The 18,305-nt window shown below is 63.2% G+C and carries 16 protein-coding genes, 1 tRNA gene and 2 pseudogenes; 9 read left to right on the forward strand and 10 right to left on the reverse strand.

All coding sequences use genetic code 11. The features are described 5' to 3' along the window. Window positions 1-6: 6 nt before the first annotated feature. From atpE to CD04_RS0120025, 7 genes are all read left to right on the forward strand, one after another. Window positions 7-255: a F0F1 ATP synthase subunit C gene (gene atpE, locus CD04_RS0119995; protein WP_013107156.1), complete on the forward strand. Its 249-nt coding sequence runs from the start codon at window positions 7-9 to the stop codon at window positions 253-255. Window positions 256-303: 48 nt separating this feature from the next. Beyond that, the gene (locus tag CD04_RS0120000) at window positions 304-774 is read left to right on the forward strand and encodes a F0F1 ATP synthase subunit B (protein WP_031410039.1); all 471 of its coding nucleotides are present in this window, start codon (window positions 304-306) and stop codon (window positions 772-774) included. Window positions 775-786: 12 nt separating this feature from the next. Further along, on the forward strand, window positions 787-1,332 hold the full coding sequence (locus CD04_RS0120005) for a F0F1 ATP synthase subunit delta (RefSeq protein WP_031410040.1): 546 nt from the start codon (window positions 787-789) through the stop codon (window positions 1,330-1,332). Window positions 1,333-1,367: 35 nt separating this feature from the next. Next, window positions 1,368-2,924: a F0F1 ATP synthase subunit alpha gene (atpA, locus tag CD04_RS0120010; RefSeq protein WP_031410042.1), complete on the forward strand. Its 1,557-nt coding sequence runs from the start codon at window positions 1,368-1,370 to the stop codon at window positions 2,922-2,924. Window positions 2,925-3,041: 117 nt separating this feature from the next. Beyond that, the gene (atpG, locus tag CD04_RS0120015) at window positions 3,042-3,920 is read left to right on the forward strand and encodes a F0F1 ATP synthase subunit gamma (protein ID WP_031410044.1); all 879 of its coding nucleotides are present in this window, start codon (window positions 3,042-3,044) and stop codon (window positions 3,918-3,920) included. 47 nt (window positions 3,921-3,967) lie between these two features. Next, the gene (gene atpD / locus CD04_RS0120020; protein ID WP_031410046.1) at window positions 3,968-5,383 is read left to right on the forward strand and encodes a F0F1 ATP synthase subunit beta; all 1,416 of its coding nucleotides are present in this window, start codon (window positions 3,968-3,970) and stop codon (window positions 5,381-5,383) included. A 63-nt stretch (window positions 5,384-5,446) separates the two neighbouring features. After that, on the forward strand, window positions 5,447-5,875 hold the full coding sequence (locus tag CD04_RS0120025) for a F0F1 ATP synthase subunit epsilon (RefSeq protein WP_031410049.1): 429 nt from the start codon (window positions 5,447-5,449) through the stop codon (window positions 5,873-5,875). Window positions 5,876-6,314: 439 nt separating this feature from the next. Here CD04_RS0120025 and CD04_RS0120030 read toward each other — a convergent pair. Beyond that, window positions 6,315-7,601, reverse strand: a pseudogene (locus tag CD04_RS0120030) (RNA-guided endonuclease InsQ/TnpB family protein); the annotation flags it as partial. 40 nt (window positions 7,602-7,641) lie between these two features. On the opposite strand from CD04_RS0120030, the gene tnpA reads away from it, so the two are divergent. Continuing rightward, entirely contained in the window at window positions 7,642-8,094 is a 453-nt protein-coding gene (tnpA, locus tag CD04_RS0120035) for an IS200/IS605 family transposase (protein ID WP_031410053.1), read from the forward strand. A gap of 80 nt (window positions 8,095-8,174) precedes the next feature. Here tnpA and rfbC read toward each other — a convergent pair whose 3' ends face one another. From rfbC to CD04_RS0120065, 5 genes are all read right to left on the reverse strand, one after another. Continuing rightward, entirely contained in the window at window positions 8,175-8,732 is a 558-nt protein-coding gene (gene rfbC / locus CD04_RS0120040; protein ID WP_031410055.1) for a dTDP-4-dehydrorhamnose 3,5-epimerase, read from the reverse strand. A 10-nt stretch (window positions 8,733-8,742) separates the two neighbouring features. Continuing rightward, window positions 8,743-9,636, reverse strand: a complete 894-nt coding sequence (gene rfbA / locus CD04_RS0120045; protein ID WP_031410056.1) for a glucose-1-phosphate thymidylyltransferase RfbA — start codon at window positions 9,634-9,636, stop codon at window positions 8,743-8,745. A 93-nt stretch (window positions 9,637-9,729) separates the two neighbouring features. After that, window positions 9,730-9,806: transfer RNA gene (locus CD04_RS0120055), tRNA-Met, on the reverse strand. A 60-nt stretch (window positions 9,807-9,866) separates the two neighbouring features. Continuing rightward, window positions 9,867-10,643 (reverse strand): enoyl-CoA hydratase, encoded by a 777-nt coding sequence (locus tag CD04_RS0120060; protein WP_031410058.1) that lies wholly within the window; start codon window positions 10,641-10,643, stop codon window positions 9,867-9,869. 79 nt (window positions 10,644-10,722) lie between these two features. Then, the gene (locus CD04_RS0120065) at window positions 10,723-12,591 is read right to left on the reverse strand and encodes a M61 family metallopeptidase (protein ID WP_038168608.1); all 1,869 of its coding nucleotides are present in this window, start codon (window positions 12,589-12,591) and stop codon (window positions 10,723-10,725) included. 194 nt (window positions 12,592-12,785) lie between these two features. Between CD04_RS0120065 and CD04_RS0120070 the strand changes: the two genes are divergently transcribed. Further along, window positions 12,786-13,565, forward strand: a complete 780-nt coding sequence (locus CD04_RS0120070; RefSeq protein WP_231480705.1) for an EAL domain-containing protein — start codon at window positions 12,786-12,788, stop codon at window positions 13,563-13,565. A gap of 19 nt (window positions 13,566-13,584) precedes the next feature. Here CD04_RS0120070 and CD04_RS0120075 read toward each other — a convergent pair whose 3' ends face one another. The 4 genes and pseudogenes from CD04_RS0120075 to CD04_RS22315 form a co-directional block, all read right to left on the reverse strand. Continuing rightward, a complete protein-coding gene (locus CD04_RS0120075) occupies window positions 13,585-14,439 on the reverse strand; it encodes a Rossmann-like domain-containing protein (protein WP_031410064.1) in 855 nt (284 codons plus the stop codon). Window positions 14,440-14,455: 16 nt separating this feature from the next. Continuing rightward, window positions 14,456-16,012, reverse strand: coding sequence for a VWA domain-containing protein (locus CD04_RS0120080; RefSeq protein WP_031410066.1), 1,557 nt, complete (start codon window positions 16,010-16,012; stop codon window positions 14,456-14,458). A 23-nt stretch (window positions 16,013-16,035) separates the two neighbouring features. Continuing rightward, window positions 16,036-17,481 carry an AAA family ATPase gene (locus tag CD04_RS0120085; RefSeq protein WP_081858104.1) on the reverse strand — a complete coding sequence of 482 codons (1,446 nt, stop codon included), beginning with the start codon at window positions 17,479-17,481 and terminating at the stop codon, window positions 16,036-16,038. Window positions 17,482-17,580: 99 nt separating this feature from the next. After that, window positions 17,581-18,242, reverse strand: a pseudogene (locus CD04_RS22315) (dienelactone hydrolase family protein). Between the last annotated feature and the right edge of the window lie 63 nt (window positions 18,243-18,305).

An 18,305-nucleotide genomic window follows, 5' to 3' on the forward strand; every position in this document is an offset into this window, starting at 1 on the left:
CACTTTATGGAACACGTTCTCGGTTACGTCGCTTTGGCCGCTGGTCTGATCATCGGTCTGGGTGCCAACGGCGCCTGTATCGGCATCGGCATCATGGGTAGCAAGTATCTGGAATCCGCCGCGCGCCAGCCCGAGCTGATGAACGAACTGCAAACCAAGATGTTCCTGCTGGCCGGCCTGATCGACGCCGCCTTCCTGATCGGTGTTGGCCTGGCGATGATGTTCACGTTCGCCAACCCGTTTGTTCTGAAGTAATTCAAAGCAGCATCACCCACCATCTGACACAACGCAAAGGTTAGCGCCATGCATCTGGACGCAACACTGATTGCGCAGCTCGTGGTGTTCTTGCTGCTGGCGTGGTTCACGGCAAAGTTCGTGTGGCCACCCATCACGAGGGCCCTGGACGAGCGCGCCAAGAAAATCGCAGACGGTCTGGCCGCGGCTGACCGTGCCAAGGCCGAGCTGGCATCTGCCAACCAGGCCGTCGAGCAAGAGCTCGCACGCTCGCATCACGAGAGTGCTCAGCGCCTAGCTGAAGCCGAGCGTCGCGCGCAGGCCATGATCGAGGAGGCACGCAAAAAGGCGGAGGAAGCCGGCCAGGGCATCATCGCCCAGGCCAAGGCCGAAGCCGAGCAGCAACTGATCAAGGCACGCGAGACCCTGCGCGATCAGGTCGCGGGGTTAGCTGTCAAAGGCGCTGAGGCCATCCTGCATCGGGAGGTCAACCCGCAGGTGCATGCCGATCTCCTTGCCCGGCTCAAGGCCGAGCTGTGATCGGAGCGGACCATGGCTGAACTTGCCACCATTGCACGGCCCTACGCCGAAGCCATCTTCCAGGCCACCCACGGACGCACGGGCGAAGCTTCGCTGGAAGCCATTTCGCAGTCCCTCGACGCCCTTGCGGCGATCGCGCGTGATCCGCAGGTGCGCAGCCTGGCAGGCGACCCGCAGCTCTCCCCCGATCGGCTTGCCGCGTTGATGGTGTCCGCCATGCCGCAGCAACCCAGCACAGCGGTGCGCAACATGCTGCAAGTGGTGCTGGAAAATCGCCGCCTGGCCGCGCTGCCTGACATCGCCGAGCAGTTTCATCAACTCAAGGACGCCGCGCAGCATTGTGTCGAAGCCGTCATCAGCAGCGCTTTCGAACTCGATCAAGCTCAGCTCGACGCCTTGTTGCCGGCGCTCGAGCGCAAATTTGGCCGCAAGCTCTACCCCAGGGTCGAGGTTGACCCCAGTCTGATCGGTGGCGTGCGCGTGACCGTGGGCGATGAGGTGCTCGACACCTCTGTGCGCGCACGTCTCGACTCCATGCGCATCGCCCTCACAGCGTAAGCAGCACTTAACGCCCAAGTATCCCGAGGCTATCCATGCAACTCAATCCCGCAGAAATTTCCGAACTCATCAAAAGCCGCATTGAAGGCTTGGGTGCGACCGCCGATGTCAAGAACCAGGGGACCGTGGTGTCCGTGTCCGACGGGATCGTGCGCGTGCATGGCCTGTCTGACGTGATGCAGGGCGAAATGCTCGAATTCCCTGCCAACAAGGACGGCCAACCCACGTACGGCCTGGCCCTTAACCTTGAGCGCGACTCGGTCGGCGCTGTGATCCTGGGTGAATATGGCCACATTTCCGAGGGCGGCACCGTCAAATGCACAGGCCAGATCCTCTCGGTGCCTGTCGGCCCTGAGCTCATCGGACGCGTCGTCAATACCCTGGGCGTGCCCATCGACGGCAAAGGCCCGGTGAATGCCAAGCTCACCGATGTGGTGGAAAAAGTTGCCCCCGGCGTGATCTGGCGCAAATCGGTATCGCAGCCTGTGCAAACCGGCATCAAGGCGATCGACGCCATGGTGCCCGTCGGTCGCGGCCAGCGCGAACTCATCATCGGCGACCGCCAAACCGGCAAGACAGCCGTCGCCGTGGATTCGATCATCAGCCAGAAGGGCAAGGATCTGATCTGTATTTACGTGGCCGTAGGCCAGAAGGCGTCCACGGTGGCCAATGTGGTGCGCAAGTTGCAGGAATTCGGCGCAATGGATTACACCATTGTTGTCGCGGCCACCGCGTCCGACTCTGCCGCCATGCAATACCTGGCTCCCTACGCCGGTTGCACGATGGGCGAATATTTCCGCGATCGCGGCCAGGACGCCCTGGTGATCTATGACGATCTGACCAAGCAGGCCTGGGCCTACCGGCAGATCTCCCTGCTGCTGCGCCGCCCGCCGGGCCGTGAGGCCTATCCTGGCGACGTGTTCTACCTGCACAGCCGCCTGCTTGAGCGCGCAGCCCGAGTAAACGAGGAGTATGTCGAGAAATTCACCAACGGCGAGGTCAAAGGAAAGACCGGGTCGCTCACGGCGTTGCCGATCATCGAAACGCAAGCCGGTGACGTCTCCGCCTTCGTGCCGACCAACGTGATCTCGATCACCGACGGCCAGATTTTCCTGGAAACAGACCTGTTCAATGCTGGCGTGCGGCCTGCCATCAACGCGGGCGTATCGGTGTCACGCGTGGGCGGGGCGGCACAGACCAAGGTCATCAAGAAACTCTCCGGTGGCATCCGGACCGATTTGGCGCAATACCGCGAACTTGCCGCGTTCGCCCAATTTGCCTCGGACCTGGACGATGCCACTCGCCGCCAGCTCGAGCGGGGGCGCCGCGTCGTGGAATTGCTCAAGCAGCCCCAGTACCAGCCTGTGCAGGTATGGCAGCTTGCCGCGTCGCTGTACGCGGTCAACAACGGCTATCTGGATGACATTGACGTCAAGCAGATTCTGGGTTTCGAAAAGGGCCTGCATGACCACCTGCAGTCGAAGCATGCTGCGCTCGTGGAGAGCATCGAAGCGAAGAAGGATCTGGTGAAAGATGACGAGGCAACCCTGAAGGAGGCAATCGCCGAATTCAAGAAGAGCGGTGCGTACTGAGTCATTCCACCTTCATAGCAATCGGTCGATGCTCGCCAGGCCCCCGCATCCACCCTGCCAACACACCCGTGAGCAGGATGGCTGCTTGGGCGGCAGGTGCGCCTTAGGAGATCCAGCATGCCTGGAATGAAAGAAGTTCGCGTCAAGATCAAGAGCGTGCAAAACACGCGCAAGATCACCAAGGCGATGGAAATGGTCGCTGCCTCCAAGATGCGCAAGGCGCAGGAGCGCATGCGCGCCGCGCGGCCCTACGCCGAGCGGGTGCGTGCGATTACAGCCAACCTCAGCCAAGCCAACCCGGAGTACAGCCACCCCTTTCTGGTGGCACGCACGCCGATGCGCAATGTGGGCGTGATCCTGGTCACCACAGACAAAGGTCTGTGCGGAGGCCTGAACACCAACATCTTGCGTGCATTAACCCAGCAGATCAAGGAATGGCAGGCCCAAGGCCTGACCGTGAAGGCCTGCGCCATTGGAAACAAAGGCCTCCAATTCCTCAACCGCCTTGGTATCAATGTCCTGTCCCAGGCCGTGCAGATGGGCGACAAGCCCCATTTGGACAAACTGGTCGGCCCCGTCAAGGTGCTGCTCGACGCCTATGAGCGCGAGGAAATTGATGCGGTCTACATCGCGTTCAGCAGCTTCATCAACACCATGAAGCAGCAGCCACAGGTGGAGCCCCTCGTCCCGCTGCCGAAAAGGGCGATGACGACTTCGGAGGCGGAACGTAAGCAATATGGCTGGGACTACATCTACGAGCCCGATGCCAAACCGGTGATCGACGCACTGCTCGTGCGCTACATCGAGGCGCTGGTCTACCAGTCCGTCACCGAAAACATGGCTTGCGAGCAATCAGCACGCATGGTGGCGATGAAGTCGGCTTCCGACAATGCCAAGACCGTGATCAACGAGTTGCAGTTGGTCTACAACAAAAGTCGCCAAGCCGCCATTACGAAGGAATTGTCTGAAATCGTCGGAGGCGCTGCCGCCGTCTAAGCACGGTAAGCAGCAGCCCATCCCCTTATTGCATATTGGAGAAGCAGATGACCACGGCCCAAACCCAAGGCAAGATCGTCCAGTGCATCGGCGCTGTGATCGATATCGAATTCCCACGCGAGCACATGCCCGCCATCTATGAAGCCCTGCGCCTGGCAGACGACCAGGAGTTGGGTCTGGCGGAAAAGGGTGTGACGTTCGAGGTGCAGCAGCAGATCGGTGATGGTGTTGTGCGCACCATCGCGCTGGGCTCCACCGACGGGCTGCGCCGTGGCATGCGCGTAGGCGCCACCGGTGCTCCGATCTCCGTCCCGGTCGGCCAAGGCACGCTCGGCCGCATCATGGACGTGCTGGGCCGCCCCATCGACGAGGCCGGCCCCATTCAATGCGATGAGGTGCGGTCCATCCACGCCAAAGCGCCCAAATTCGACGAACTTTCGCCGTCGGTGGATCTGCTCGAGACCGGCATCAAGGTGATCGACCTGGTCTGCCCCTTCGCCAAGGGTGGCAAGGTCGGCCTGTTCGGCGGTGCCGGGGTGGGCAAGACCGTCAACATGATGGAACTCATCAACAACATTGCCAAGCAGCACAGCGGATTGTCCGTATTCGCTGGCGTCGGCGAGCGCACCCGTGAGGGCAACGACTTTTACCATGAGATGGAAGAGTCGAAAGTGCTGGACAAGGTGGCGATGGTGTTCGGGCAGATGAACGAGCCCCCTGGCAACCGTCTGCGCGTAGCGCTCACGGGGCTGACGATGGCCGAGAAGTTCCGCGATGAAGGCCGCGACATTCTGTTCTTCGTCGACAACATCTACCGCTACACCCTGGCAGGCGTGGAAGTGTCAGCGCTGCTGGGCCGCATGCCTTCTGCCGTGGGTTACCAGCCGACGCTGGCAGAAGAAATGGGCGTGTTGCAGGAGCGCATCACCTCCACCAAGAACGGATCGATCACGTCGATCCAGGCGGTGTACGTGCCGGCCGATGACTTGACCGACCCGTCTCCTGCCACAACGTTCAACCACCTCGACGCCACCGTGGTTCTTTCCCGCGATATTGCATCGCTGGGCATTTACCCCGCTGTGGATCCGCTGGATTCCACGAGCCGGCAAATCGACCCGAACGTCATTGGTGACGAGCACTACTCAACGACGCGCGCGGTCCAGGGCATTCTGCAGCGCTACAAGGAACTGCGCGACATCATCGCCATTTTGGGCATGGACGAACTTTCCCCCGAGGACAAGCTCACCGTGGCACGCGCGCGAAAGATCCAGCGCTTTCTCTCCCAGCCGTTCCATGTGGCCGAGGTGTTTACCGGATCTCCCGGGAAGTACGTCCCCCTGAAGGAAACCATTCGCGGCTTCAAGATGATCGTGAACGGCGAATGCGATGCTCTTCCCGAGCAGGCGTTTTATATGGTCGGCACCATCGACGAAGCTTTTGAGAAGGCCAAAAAGCTGAACTGATCGTCCCAGCATGCGCCCGCCTCGCGGCAGGCTCTGCGCAGCAGCAGGCACCCCGGAGTCATCATGAACACTTTTCAAATTGACGTGGTCAGCGCGGAAGAGCTGATCTATTCCGGGCAGGCCCGGTTCGTCGCGCTGCCCGGGGAGTCGGGCGAGCTCGGTATTTTGGCTGGCCACACCCCGCTGATCACCCGCATCAAGCCAGGCGCCGTGCGCATCGAGCGTGCCGACGGCAGCAAGACCGAAGACGAGTTTGTGTTCGTCGCTGGCGGCATACTTGAAGTGCAACCCAAGCACGTCACGGTACTGGCCGACACCGCCATCCGCGGCAAGGACCTGGACGAGGCCAAGGCCCAGGAGGCGCTGAAATTGGCCCAGGAAAACCGGGCACATGCCCAGGAAAAGCAGGACATTGCAGTGGTTGAGGGTGAACTCGCGATGTTGGCAGCACAGCTCGCGGCCATACGCAAGCTGCGTAACCGCCCGCACTGAAATGCCTTTGGGGCCGGCATACGCCGGCCCGAACGTCAAGCCCGTACGCCTGCGGGCTTTTTTCTTTTTGCGCGCCGTCCGCCCAAGGGTACGCCTGGACAACCGCTGGGATGCGCCTCGTATGCCTCACACGGCACGAGGCCGACAAGCGCCTGCATGCGGAGGGTTTGGGGGCCGCTTTCTCATGCACCCCTGTCATCCGCTGGGCGTTCGCCATTCGCTTGTACGGCCCTAGCCCCTCACGCGAGGACCCACCGCCTCATCGCGCATCCAGCCGCTTGGCGGCATTGGCCCGGCACGCCATCGCCTGGGTGCCATCCCTGGTCCGTTGGAGCTGCACGACCGAGGCGCGGACCGTGCCCCGCAGAGGCATCCCGACACCGGCTCAGTGCCCGCAGGCTTGCGGCCACAACCATGCGGGCCATGAACTCTCCCGCCACTAAACCGCTTGCGCGGTTGTCGTGGGGGTTTCGCGGGTCACAGACTTGGACTTGCCACGTTGCCGTGGCCGAGGTTTGGGTCTCGCCGCCACGCCCGTTCCAGGCGTGTCCTGCGTGTTGTGCGCGTCGATGAGCACCACCAACGCGCTGTTTTGGTCGCGTTGCATGACATGCCCGCAGTGCGGGCAGACATGCATGCGGTCTGCGAGCGTCTTGGGCACAATCTCCCAGCACGCCGAGCAGCGCTGCGACGGTTTGAGCTGGCGCGTGTTGCTCAGATGCAGCCGCGTACCAGTTTCTTCCGCTTTGTACGCGAGCATCGGATGCGCCATGCCGAACCCTGCCGAGAGAAGTTCCCGGTTGAGTCCGGCTTTCTGCCGCACACGCCGCCCCGGCTCCTGCTCGGTGCCTCGGGCGCTGCGGCTCATGGTCTTCGCATCCAATTGCTCCGTGGCCAGCACCGCGCATTGCCGCACCATCCTGGTCGTTTCCTTGTGCACGAAGTCCCGGCGCAGGTTGCCGATGCGGTCGTGCAGTCGCGCCACGCGCTGGCCCAGACGCCGGTGGCGAATGGAACCTTTGCGTTTGCGGGCGCGCTGACGCCGCAGCGCGGCAAGGCGCGGCAGTTCCTCGCGCATCCAGCGCGGGTTCGCAATCGTCTGTCCGTCGTCGAACGTTGCCCAATCGTTGATGCCGAAGTCCAGGCCTCGGCGCTGATCATCGGTGCGCTGCCGCGCGCAGGCTTCTTCGGGCACGCGCAGCGTCACCGACACGAACCACTGGCCGTTTCTGCGCGTGAGGGTGATGTCATTGGGCTTGGCATCACCGCCAAAGCGATGCTGCCCCCGCGCCCGGATGGACAGGGCACTGCTGTCGCTGCCAAGCCGCAGCGTGGCGCCCCGATGGCCGTTTTGCAGCAGCTTCCATCCAGCCGGGTCGGGATAGGAAAAGCCTGCGAAGCGCTTGGCCGCTTTGAATCGCGGGAAGCCGGGCGTTTGACCAGCTTTGACCCGGCGAAAGAACGACTGGAAGGCGAGATCCAGCCGCCGCAGCGTCTGCTGCAGCGCGTGGCTGCCGAGTTCGTTGAGCTCGCGTCGATCGGCCTTGATCTGCGGCAATGCGTTCTGCTGCGCGTAATCGCTGATGGATTTGCCGGCCTTGCGCCAGGCGTCGATGCGATCTTCGAGCGCCGCGTTGTACAACTCGCAGTGCAGTCGTGTCCACGCCTTAAGCCGCCCAGCTTGCGCCGCATTGGGGTCGAGCTTGAACGTGACTTTGCGACGTTGCCTGCTGCTAGACTCACAAAAAAACCGTTAAGACGCAATCATGCAAGATGCGCATTCGTCGAGCTCCCATGCTGTTTACAGCATTAAGCTACACATCGTTTTCGTGACCAAGTACCGACGCAAGACGCTCACACCAGAATTGCTCGGCTACTTGCGCGGCGCGTTCGTCGACTGCCTTGCGGCGTGGCGATGCCATCTCATCGAGTTCGGCGGCGAGAGCGACCATGTGCACTTGCTGATCGACATCCATCCGGCGCTGAACATTTCGGTGTTGATCAACAACCTCAAGACCGCCAGCGCACGTCGCGCTCGCGCCCGATTCGCGCAGCATCTCAGCGCGTTCTACTCCAAGCCGCTGTTCTGGCACCGCGCCTACTACGTGGGCAGCGTGGGGGGTGCGACGCTTGAGACCGTCCGCGCCTACGTGGACGCGCGGGGCACCGTCGAGCATGCGCGCAAGTCCGAAGCAAAAAGAAGAAAACCGCCCGCTTGACCCCCTCCTGCCCGGTCGGCTTCGCCTATGTGACGCTGCGCGTCAGGCCGGGCGAGGAAGGGGAATGCGCGGGCATGTGTTCAGTCATACACCACTGCGGAGTGCAGGCCGACCGCCGCAGCGTCCTTGGCGGCAAGCTGGGGCTGACCGACCGCCGCAAGCGGCCAGGCGATGGCCAGTGTCGGGTCGTTCCACACCACGCTGCGTTCATGCTCAGGGCACCAGTAGTTGGTCGTTTTGTACAGAAATTCGGCGTGCTCGCTCAGGGTCAGGAAGGCATGGCCGAACCCGGGCGGAACCCAAAGTTGGCGCTTGTTGTCAGCGCTGAGTTCCACGCCCGCCCACTGGCCGAAGCGCTGGGAACTCTTCCGCAGGTCCACGGCGACGTCCCACACGCTGCCCGCTGTCACCCGCACCAGCTTGCCTTGGGGTTGAACCAGCTGGTAATGGATGCCGCGCAGCACGCCACGCGCGGAGCGTGAGTGGTTGTCCTGCACGAACTCCACATCCAATCCGGTGGCTGCTTGAAAATCGCGCCGGTTGTAGCTCTCGAAGAAAAAGCCGCGGGCATCGCCGAAAACCTTGGGCTCCAGGATGAGGACTTCAGGCAGCGAGGTTGGGGTGACGGTGTAGGGCATGGCCAGATGTTCAGCGGATGGGCTCGGAGAGCAGGCGAAGCAGGTACTGGCCATAGCCGTTTTTCTTCATCGGCTCGGCCAAGCGCTGAAGCTGCTCGGCATCGATCCACCCTTGCCGGAACGCAATTTCCTCCGGGCAGGCCACTTTCAGGCCCTGTCGCCTTTCGATGGTGGCGATGAACTGGCCGGCGTCAAGCAGGCTCTCGTGCGTGCCCGTGTCAAGCCAGGCGTAGCCGCGGCCCAAGGTCTGCACCTGTAAGCGTCCTTGTTCCAGGTACACGCGGTTGACGTCCGTGATTTCCAGTTCGCCACGTGCCGAAGGCTTGAGGCTTGCGGCAATGTCGAGTACGGCGTTGTCGTAAAAGTAAAGGCCGGTGACGGCGTAGTTGCTCTTCGGCTGGGTGGGCTTTTCTTCGATGCTGATTGCGCGGCCGGCTGCGTCAAACTCCACCACGCCGTAGCGCTCAGGATCGAGTACGTGGTACGCAAAGACTGTGGCGCCCTCCTGCTGGCTGCCCGCTTGCAGCAACCGGGTCTGGAAGTCGTGGCCCCAAAAAAGGTTGTCGCCCAGCACCAGGCTGGACAGCGCATGACCGACGAAGCGGCGTCCGATGACAAAGGCTTGCGCCAAGCCGTCGGGCGAAGCTTGGACCGCATAGTTCAGATTCAACCCCCATTGGCTCCCATCACCCAGCAGTTGGGTGAAGCGGGGCGTGTCCTGTGGCGTGGATATGATCAGCACGTCGCGCATACCGGCGAGCATGAGTGCCGATAGGGGGTAATAGATCATCGGCTTGTCATACACGGGAAGCAGCTGCTTGCTCACCGCCTGCGTAACCGGATACAAACGCGTGCCTGAGCCGCCGGCAAGAATGATGCCTTTGCGGGTTGGGAGTGCTGTCATCGGAGTGCTTGCTGGGGAATCTGCGCCTGCAAGTGCGCAAAAAGCCGCATGGTCCAAAGATGACCTGCGGCTTCGCTGGGGAAAAGGGTCGCTTGGTGGCGCTTCAGGGATTCGAACCCCGGACCTGCGGATTATGATTCCGTCGCTCTAACCGACTGAGCTAAAGCGCCAAAGAGCGGCAATTATACGCAAGCGCGAACGCCATGCAATTGGCCGAAGGTGACCGTGCGTCACCGGTTCTCGAACTTTGGCGGGCGCTTGGCGAGAAAAGCTGCCATGCCTTCTTTCTGGTCATGCGTGGCGAACAGGCTGTGGAACCCGCGGCGCTCGAACAGAAGCCCTTCCGACAGCGGCGCCTCGAACGCTCGATTGACGCACTCCTTGGCCATGATCACCGCGTGCATCGGGTAGTCGGCAATGCTCTGCGCTGCTGCCAGCGCCTCATCGAGAAGCGTGGCAGCGGGCACCACACGCGACACGAGGCCGGCACGCTCGGCTTCAGCTGCGCTCATCATGCGCGCGGTGAGCACCATATCCATGGCCTTGCTTTTGCCCACGGCACGCGGCAAGCGCTGGGTTCCACCAGCACCGGGAATGATGCCAATCTTGATTTCGGGCTGGCCGAATTGGGCGCTGTCAGCCGCGATGATGAAATCACACATCATCGCCAGCTCGCAGCCACCACCCAACGCGTAGCCGGCCACCGCGGCGATCACCGGCTTTCGCACGCTGCGCATGCGTTCCCAATTGCGTGTGATGAAATCCTCACGATAGGCCTGCATGAAACTCTTCTCGGCCATGGCGGCGATGTCAGCTCCCGCGGCGAATGCCTTGTCACTGCCGGTGAGAACGATGCACGCGATGGCGTCGTCAGCATCGAACGCCGCAAGCGCGGCGCCGAGATCGTCCATCAGCGCGTCGTTCAGTGCATTGAGTTGTTTGGGACGGTTGAGGCGGATGAGTGCAACGCGTCCGTGGGTCTCGGTAAGCAAGTTGTCAAAGATCATGGTGTTCTCCATCTGAAAGAAATGCTGGTGGGTGGTGCGCGGGCGTGAGAGGGCGATAGGGGCGAACGCGGCGATCCGTTCAGGCCCCGAGCCAAGTTCGGCGCAGCCGTCGGGCGGCTGCGCTTGGCTTGTCGGCCAGGCCGAGTTGCACCGCTCCCGGCGTGGGTGCCGGGAGCGGCGCCTGGAGTTCGACCAGGCGCGCATCGCGCATGGCGTGCACCTGCCACACGCTGCCTTGCCTGGCGCGCGCGTACATGCGCTTGAGCGTCTCGGGGCTGGCTCGCTGGCCGTTGACTGCCAGCACGATATCTTCGGGCGCAAGCCCCGCTTGCTGTGCCCACGAATCCGTCAGCACTTGGCGCACCTTGGGCCATCCTTGCGCATCGTCCAAGCGCAGGCCCAGGCTGGAGAGGGCGTCAGGCTCCGCACGGGTCCAACGCACACCAGCCGCAGCCAACAAGCGCTCCAGCGGAAGTTCGTGCACGCCGTCCACGTGGCGCGCGAAAAATGCGCGCAAGTCCAGTCCGGTGGCCTCGTGCACCAGCGCGGGAAGCGCATCTTCTGGAACGCCTTGTTGGCTCAGTGGCGCCTGCGTGCGGCCATAGCGGCGCCACAAGAGCCGCATGACGTCATCCAGGGTGCAGCGGCTGCGGGTGCGCAAGGTCAGGTCCAGCGCGAGAGCAAACAAGCTGCCCAGGACGTAGTAACTGACGCTGGAGTTGGGGGTGTTTTCGTCGGGCCGATAGAACTTGATCCATGCGTCGAAGCTTGCCTCGGTCAGATTTTGCACGCGCCGCCCCGGCGTGCCCTGCACGGCATTGATGGCGCGACCGAGCAAGTCCAGGTATTGCTGTGGCGTGATCAGATCGGCGCGGCGCAAGACGAGGTCGTCGTAGTAGGACGTGAAACCCTCGAAGAGCCAGAGCAGGCCCGTCGTGTTTTCGCGTTCCAGATCATACGGAGTGAGGGCCTGCGGCCGGATCCGCTTGACATTCCAGGCGTGAAAATATTCATGGCTGCAAAGCCCCAGGAATTGCCGGTACCCTGCGCTGCGCTGGGCCGACTCGGAGGGGTGGGGCAGATCGGACTCGCTGCAGATCAGGGCGGTGCTTGATGCATGCTCCAGGCCACCATAGCCGTTCGAACTGGGCGCCACCAAAAATGTATAGCGTGCAAACGGCGCGCGTGGCCGTTCTGGCTCGAACAAGGCGATCTCCGTCTCGCAGATGCGCCGCAAGTCCGCCGCCAGCCGGCGCGCGTCGATCTGGTCGTGCAGCCGATCGGCATGTGCAATGACCATTTCGTGCGGCGTGCCATGCGCGCGAAAACGCAGGCGTAGAAGCTGTCCAATCTCGAATGGGTGGTCGATCAGCTCGTTGTAGTTGTCCGCTTGGTACAACCCGAAACCACGCGCGTCCACGTCCACCGCGGCAAGCGCGGTGGCGACGCTCCAGCCGGGTTTCTGGGCCGGAGGCTCGACGCGCAGCGTATGCGGCAAATGTTCATGTCCAGCCGCCGCCAGGAGCACGCTGGACGGATTGAAAAAGGCGCGCGAGGCGTCCAGGAATGCAGTGCGCACCGAAGCATCACGCGCATACACCGTCCAGCGTAGAAGCAAAGAACCCTTGCAAGGTGCAGCACGCCAGCGGTTCTTTGCCAGTTTGCGCAGCGCCACCGGCCTGCCCTTGCAAATTGCCTCGACGCGCAGTACATGCCGGGCGAACTCCCGTACCAGGTAGCTCCCGGCAATCCACACCGGGAGCCAGACGAGTTGGCCATCAGGATCGGGATTGGCGAGTTCGAGCTCCACGGCGAACAGATGGGCATGCTGCGCATCCATGCGTATCGTGTAGGCGGGGCCAGTCCGCTGCGGCAGCGATGAGGACAGAGGTGGCCGGCTGGATCGCACATCGCGGGCCTTGTTGTGCGCACGGGCGGGTATGGTCATGTTCAAAGGAGCGCTGTTTCGGGGGCGGAATGGGGTGGCGGGACGCTGGGCTGATTGGGCTGGCTGCGCCGCGCCATTGCGCGACAAATTTGCCGAGGACTCATATGGGGCGCACCCTGTCCTGGAAAGGGCACGCTCCATGCTAATCTGCCAGCACCTAACAAAATACGACGAGGGAAACTGTGGAACGCGACGTGTTCAGCGAAATTGCCATCCATGCTGGCTCCGGTTCTCCTTCGCTCGTCTACCAGCCCCAGGTGCAATACCCTGGCGGCGAGATTGTCGGCCTCGAAGTGCTGTTTCGCTGGCGTGCCGATACGTCCCCCAAGCGCCATTCGCCGCTGACGTTCCTGCCGCGCCTGTCGCCGTCGCAGACCAGTGAATTGTTCTTCTGGGTGGTTGACGAGGCGGTGTCGGAGGCGAGGGTGCTGTCGAACTGGACGGGGTGGCGCGGCTACGTGTCCGTGAACATCGAGGCGGACCAGCTTGGCGATCCCGACCTGGTTCGCCGCATTGATCAGGTCCTGCAGCGCAACCAGTGGCCGGCAGGGCGGCTGATCATGGAGGTCACCGAACGCCGCCCGATACCGGTATTCCCGAGCGTGCTTCGCAACATCAACGCGCTGCACCAGGCGGGCATCCTGATTGCAATGGACGATTTCGGCGAAGGCTATGCCTCCTTCGAATACCTCAAGCGCTTGAGCCCTGCGCATATCAAGATTCCCGCGGGATTCACGACAGAGCTGAAGTCGGACCAGCGCAACCAGGAAATTGTGCGCTCGCTTGTCGCCCTGGCCCAGCGGCTGAACATCAAGGTCGTGGCGGAAGGCGTCGAATCGGCCGACAATGCCGAGGCTTTGCACAATCTCGGCTTGAGCGTGATGCAGGGCTACCTCTTCGGAGAACCCCGCGAACTGGAAGATTGGGCGCAGTTCCTCAAGCAAACCGGCAAGATCGCCACGGCCCCAGCCTAGGCCCTGGTCAGCGTGGAATTCAGCTCCGGCAAGCGGCCTGCAGCAGCGCGTCGAAACCTGGATAAGTGGCGGGCGTAATGGCCGTCTTGATCGTGGTCCCGCTTCGTGACCGGCCCTCTCGCAGCGCCGCCGTGAAAGCGGGCGCGTCGCGTACCCAACTGCTGCCAAGCAGCGTCACGCCTCGTGCGAACAACGCGTCGGGAAGGCATGCGGCGGTGGGTCCGATGAGAGCCAGTCGCCGTGCATTGCCACACACCTCGAGCATGGCGTCGAGCGTGTTGTTGAGGAGGATTGTGCCGGTCGACACCACCTTGTTGCACGTTCGCAGCGCGTTGCGGTCCGTGGTTACGCTGTAGCCCGGGTGAGCGCCCGCGAGTTCCGGCCTCAGTTCGACGACTGTAATCTTCGCGCCCCGATCCAGAATGGGCGGCAGCAGCGATGTGAACAGGCCGATCATGCCGATGGCGTCGCCAGGCTGCGGATCGAGTTCGCCGATCGAGTCCGTGCTTGCAGGTGGGCAATATCCGGCGCGCTGGTAAAGGCTGCAAGTGAGGGCGTTGGCTGCCGCGAAACCGAGGGCACGAGCCATCGCGTCGCCGTGCCCGTAGCCTTGCGCCAAGGCAAGGGCATCGGCGCCGACCAGCCCCGGCGCGCCTGCCTGTGCGTGCAGGCGCGCAAGCACGCCATCGAACAGCGCATAGGACATGCCCAGTGCTCCGTCCTCGAGTTCCACCGCACAGAACTCGCCACGGTTGTCCGGCCCCTGTGCAGGCGCGGGCTGTGGAGGCAGGTGCAACGCGCGCACACGCGGCACTTTCACGGCCTGTGCGAAGCGTCCAAGCTGTTGGAGATAGGCGTGGGCGAAGGTCGTCATGCGTGTCGTTGCGGGCTCAATGCCGGCCTTGCGGCTCACACACGGCGCGCGAGGCGGCATCCCCGGGCACTGTGGCGCTCGCATTTTCCGCACTGCGCAACGCGGCTGGAAAGTACATCGCGGTCAGGCGCTGCGAATGGACCGGAGCATCGGCATTGCGGCCACCGAGCCGACGCCAGTCCCGTACCCAATGGATGGCATCTGCGATTTCAAGAAAGCCGATAGTCTCGCGGTCGCCCACGAGCACGCCCTGCACCCGAAGCCCCTGCTCGGCCTTGATGGCGCGCAACCGGCTGACCACAGCCGATGTGGCGCCGAATTCGCCGTCGCTTGCGATCAGCAAGTCGGCCTGCCGCCACTGTTGCTGCGTGAGCCGATCCATTGCGCGCTCCAGGGGGCCGCTGATCTCGGTGCCACCATGGAAGGCCTGGCTGAGAATGCTTGTCAGCCGCGCGATGCCGTTGACGTCAAAGCCCAATTCGCATTCCCGGATCTCATCCGGGCCCCCGAAGGCAAACACATGGCAAGCGCGGCCCTGCGCGTGCGCAGTGCGCATGGCCTCAAGCACAACGGCCTTCGCCACGGCCTCGGCTCCGCCTTGCATTGAACCCGAGGTGTCCACGCAAACGAGGATGGGACCCATGGCCAGGCGCGGCGCGCGAGATGGTTGACGGCTTGGGCGTCGCGCTCGCTTGGTGTGATCCGTCTCGACGGCGATGCGTCCGGCATCTTCGAAGGTCAGGAGTGTGCGTTCGGCGCGGCGGGCGTGCCAGACGAGGCGAAGCAGGGGGTGATTGAGCAGCATGGCTTCGGCGGGCAGCATGCGCGCGATGCGGTCCGAAGGCTGGACTCCGACGGTTTCGCCGGGCATGTCGGGGACTGGTACCTGGGGGCGGGTTGCGTCCGCCACATCCACGGCCTCCGCGTTGGCAACGGCGGTCTGCGGAAGCGCGTCGGGCTCGCCAGTCGGGCATGCGCGCCCGAGCCGGCGGATCAAGGCGGCGAGTTCGGGCGCGCGATCCAGCAAACGGCGGATGCGCAGTACGTCCTGCCAGCCCGCACTGCGCAGCACACCGTGCAGCGCATCCCACTGCATGGTCTTGTCGCCGTCGGGCCACAGACCCAGTACGTCAATCAACTCGTTGATCTCGCCGCAGCGCTGGCTCCAGTCCGCATGGAACGCCACGATGGCCATCGCAACTGCCGCCTCTTCGCTCGCGCCGCGGTCGCGGTAGTCCACGATGAGGTCGAGCTGAACGAGCGCGCTCATCAGCACGGCTTGGGCCAGTTCGGGCTGATTCGTGCACAGGCGTGGGAGCTCCAGTGATTGCATCGCATCGAGCAGCGCGCGGGCAATGGTCGGAGCAGGCCATGTCAGCGATGCGGCATCGGTCCCAACCCCGGCGATCAGCGCTTGCCGAAGCGTCGCCAGGCTACCCAGTCGTGGCTCGATGTGGCCCAGCGCGTTGCTGAGTGCACCGAGCCACATCGGACGTGGCAGCGCGTCCATTGCGGCAAGACGCTGCTCGGCGCTGGCGAACAGCATGGGGCGGGGGGCGACCGGGCTGCTCATAGGCCAGGCGTTCGCTGCGGCCTTCAGGCGTCCACGAGGGGCTCGTGTTGCACAGGCGCAGGCTCCTCGTCTTCCGCCCCGCCGAGTGGGAGGCGGGGAAGGGCAGCAAAGCCGGCACGGGCCTGCAATGCGCGCGCGCGCAACTGTGCAATGATCGCCCCGGTGGCTTGCAGGTTGGTCTGCGCAGCCTGCAGTTGCTCGGCATCCAGCCACAGCGCGGTGCGGCCGTAGGTCTCCAGGTCGCGCTGCACGCACGCCAGCTCCTGGGCATAGCCGTCGATGCGCCATACGAGTTCATCGAGCTGACGGGTGCGAGCCGAGATATGCAGGGGCCCATAGCGGCGTCGGCGGCTGGCCGTCATGCGCGGGGCCGCAGCACCACCCTTGGCGTCTCCGACTTCCGCCGCCAGTTCGGCGGACGAAAAGCGAAGCCGTCCGGTTTCGTCATAATCAAGATCATTCGCCTGTTGCTCGACCAGCAGTTGGGCTTCGAACGCCTGCACGATGCGTATGAGCCGCGGTGGCGACCAGGCGTCATGCACGCCAAGGCGAGCCTGCAGCCACTGCAGCACGCGCGCCTGGCCGATGGAGTCGGGTGCGGTGCACCAGGGCAAAAGAAGCAGGTCCCAGACAGCCACGGCGGGCCGGCCTTCCGAGGCAGCCACGATGCGCAGAAGCCAAACGATCTTGACCCAGCGGCGGTCCGACACCGTTACACCCTCCTGAGCGAGGTTTGCGTGCAAGGCGGCAAGGACCTGCGTGACGTCTTCGGGCAGCGCAACGCTTGAGGCGGCGCGCTGCAGTGCAGTGATCTCGCGGGCGCTCACGCGAAGCTCCAATGGGGGATCGTGCCAAGTCGTTGCCGGGTCGAGTTGCAGCAGACTCACGAAGCCCTCGGCGCTGACGGGCTGGACCTGCAGGCGCATGAGAAAACGGTCGAAAAATGCTTCGGCCACTTCATCTTCAGGCACCGAATTGGTGGCGCCAATGACGCTGATCAGCGGGCAGCGCTGGCGGCCCGCGCCATTGTCGAACTCACGCTCATTGAGCAGTGTCAGCAGAGCGTTGAGGATGGCACTGTTGGCCTTGAAGACTTCGTCGATGAAGGCGATATGTGCTTCGGGAAGAAAGCCGGCGGTGTGGCGTTCGTAACGATCCTGCTCGAGCGCGCGGATGGACAGCGGGCCAAACAGTTCCTCCGGCACGGAAAAGCGGGTGAGCAGCCGCTCAAAGTACCGCGCACCACGGAAGAGCAAATGCAAGCGACGCGCCAACTCGCTTTTGGCGGTGCCGGGCGGACCGATGAGCAAAGCGTGCTCACCGGCAAGCGCGGCCAGCAGGCAAAGCCGGCCGACACGTCCGCGCTCCACCAGACCGGCATCGAGCGCAGGTAGAAGCACGGTCAGGGACTGCCGAAGATCGGCTACGCAATCTTCATGCTGGTACGGCGCTGAAGTGGATGGGTCCACGGTAAATCCGCATGGCGGAATGTTTATGCGCCAATCGTATCAGCGCCCCGTGGTCCCTTCCGTCGAGCGACCCACAACACTCATCGATACCGTGTGCGCTCAACCCAAATGCTTGGCGAAAAAGGCAAGGCTGCGCTCCAGGGCGAGCTTGGCACTCGGCGCGTCAAAGCTGGCACGGGCGTCGCAGTTGAAGCCATGGTCGGCGTCGTAGACGTAGAACTCAGCTTCGGGGTTGGCGCGGCGCACGGCTTCGCGGTCAGCTTCGCTGATATGCGCGTCCTTCAAGCCATAATGGAACAGCAATGGAGCGCGCGCCTTCTCGCCAATGAGCTGCGCGTTGCGCCCGCCGTAATAGCTCACAGCGGGAAGACCAAGGCGTGTGGCTGACAAGTAAGCCACGCTGCCCCCCAGCAATAGCCGACGACGCCCACTTTGCCGGCGCTGGCGATGGCCTTCGCCGCCGCATCCACGCTCGCCACCGCACGGTCGAAGCCAAGCGCGCTGACAAGCTCCATGCCTTTTTGCATGCCGGCTTGGTCATAGCCCAGTTCCACGCCCTTTTCGATCGGATCAAACACTGCCGGGGCGATGGCGGTGTAGCCAGCCTGCGCGTATTTATCAGCCACGCTGCGAATGTGCGCGTTGACACCGAAGATTTCCTGCATCACAACGATACCGCCTTTGGGCTTTCCGGCGGGTTCGGCCAGATAGGCGCTCAAACGTTGTCCATCCGTGGTGTGAAGTTCAATGGTCTTGCCCATATCGAGAGATCTCCGTCATGTTGACGCCCGCACGGCGCGGGACCAGGTCGGGTATTTTGGCGG

Origin of the sequence: Thiomonas sp. FB-Cd, from assembly GCF_000733775.1 — a bacterium.
Classification (GTDB): domain Bacteria; phylum Pseudomonadota; class Gammaproteobacteria; order Burkholderiales; family Burkholderiaceae_C; genus Thiomonas_A.

Coding starts and splice junctions, on each gene's coding strand:
- atpE (WP_013107156.1), top strand. CDS start 7: ATGGAACACGTTCTCGGTTACGTCGCTTTGGCCGCTGGTCTGATCATC.
- CD04_RS0120000 (WP_031410039.1), top strand. CDS start 304: ATGCATCTGGACGCAACACTGATTGCGCAGCTCGTGGTGTTCTTGCTG.
- CD04_RS0120005 (WP_031410040.1), top strand. CDS start 787: ATGGCTGAACTTGCCACCATTGCACGGCCCTACGCCGAAGCCATCTTC.
- atpA (WP_031410042.1), top strand. CDS start 1,368: ATGCAACTCAATCCCGCAGAAATTTCCGAACTCATCAAAAGCCGCATT.
- atpG (WP_031410044.1), top strand. CDS start 3,042: ATGCCTGGAATGAAAGAAGTTCGCGTCAAGATCAAGAGCGTGCAAAAC.
- atpD (WP_031410046.1), top strand. CDS start 3,968: ATGACCACGGCCCAAACCCAAGGCAAGATCGTCCAGTGCATCGGCGCT.
- CD04_RS0120025 (WP_031410049.1), top strand. CDS start 5,447: ATGAACACTTTTCAAATTGACGTGGTCAGCGCGGAAGAGCTGATCTAT.
- tnpA (WP_031410053.1), top strand. CDS start 7,642: ATGCAAGATGCGCATTCGTCGAGCTCCCATGCTGTTTACAGCATTAAG.
- rfbC (WP_031410055.1), bottom strand. CDS start 8,732: ATGCCCTACACCGTCACCCCAACCTCGCTGCCTGAAGTCCTCATCCTG.
- rfbA (WP_031410056.1), bottom strand. CDS start 9,636: ATGACAGCACTCCCAACCCGCAAAGGCATCATTCTTGCCGGCGGCTCA.
- CD04_RS0120060 (WP_031410058.1), bottom strand. CDS start 10,643: ATGATCTTTGACAACTTGCTTACCGAGACCCACGGACGCGTTGCACTC.
- CD04_RS0120065 (WP_038168608.1), bottom strand. CDS start 12,591: ATGACCATACCCGCCCGTGCGCACAACAAGGCCCGCGATGTGCGATCC.
- CD04_RS0120075 (WP_031410064.1), bottom strand. CDS start 14,439: ATGACGACCTTCGCCCACGCCTATCTCCAACAGCTTGGACGCTTCGCA.
- CD04_RS0120080 (WP_031410066.1), bottom strand. CDS start 16,012: ATGAGCAGCCCGGTCGCCCCCCGCCCCATGCTGTTCGCCAGCGCCGAG.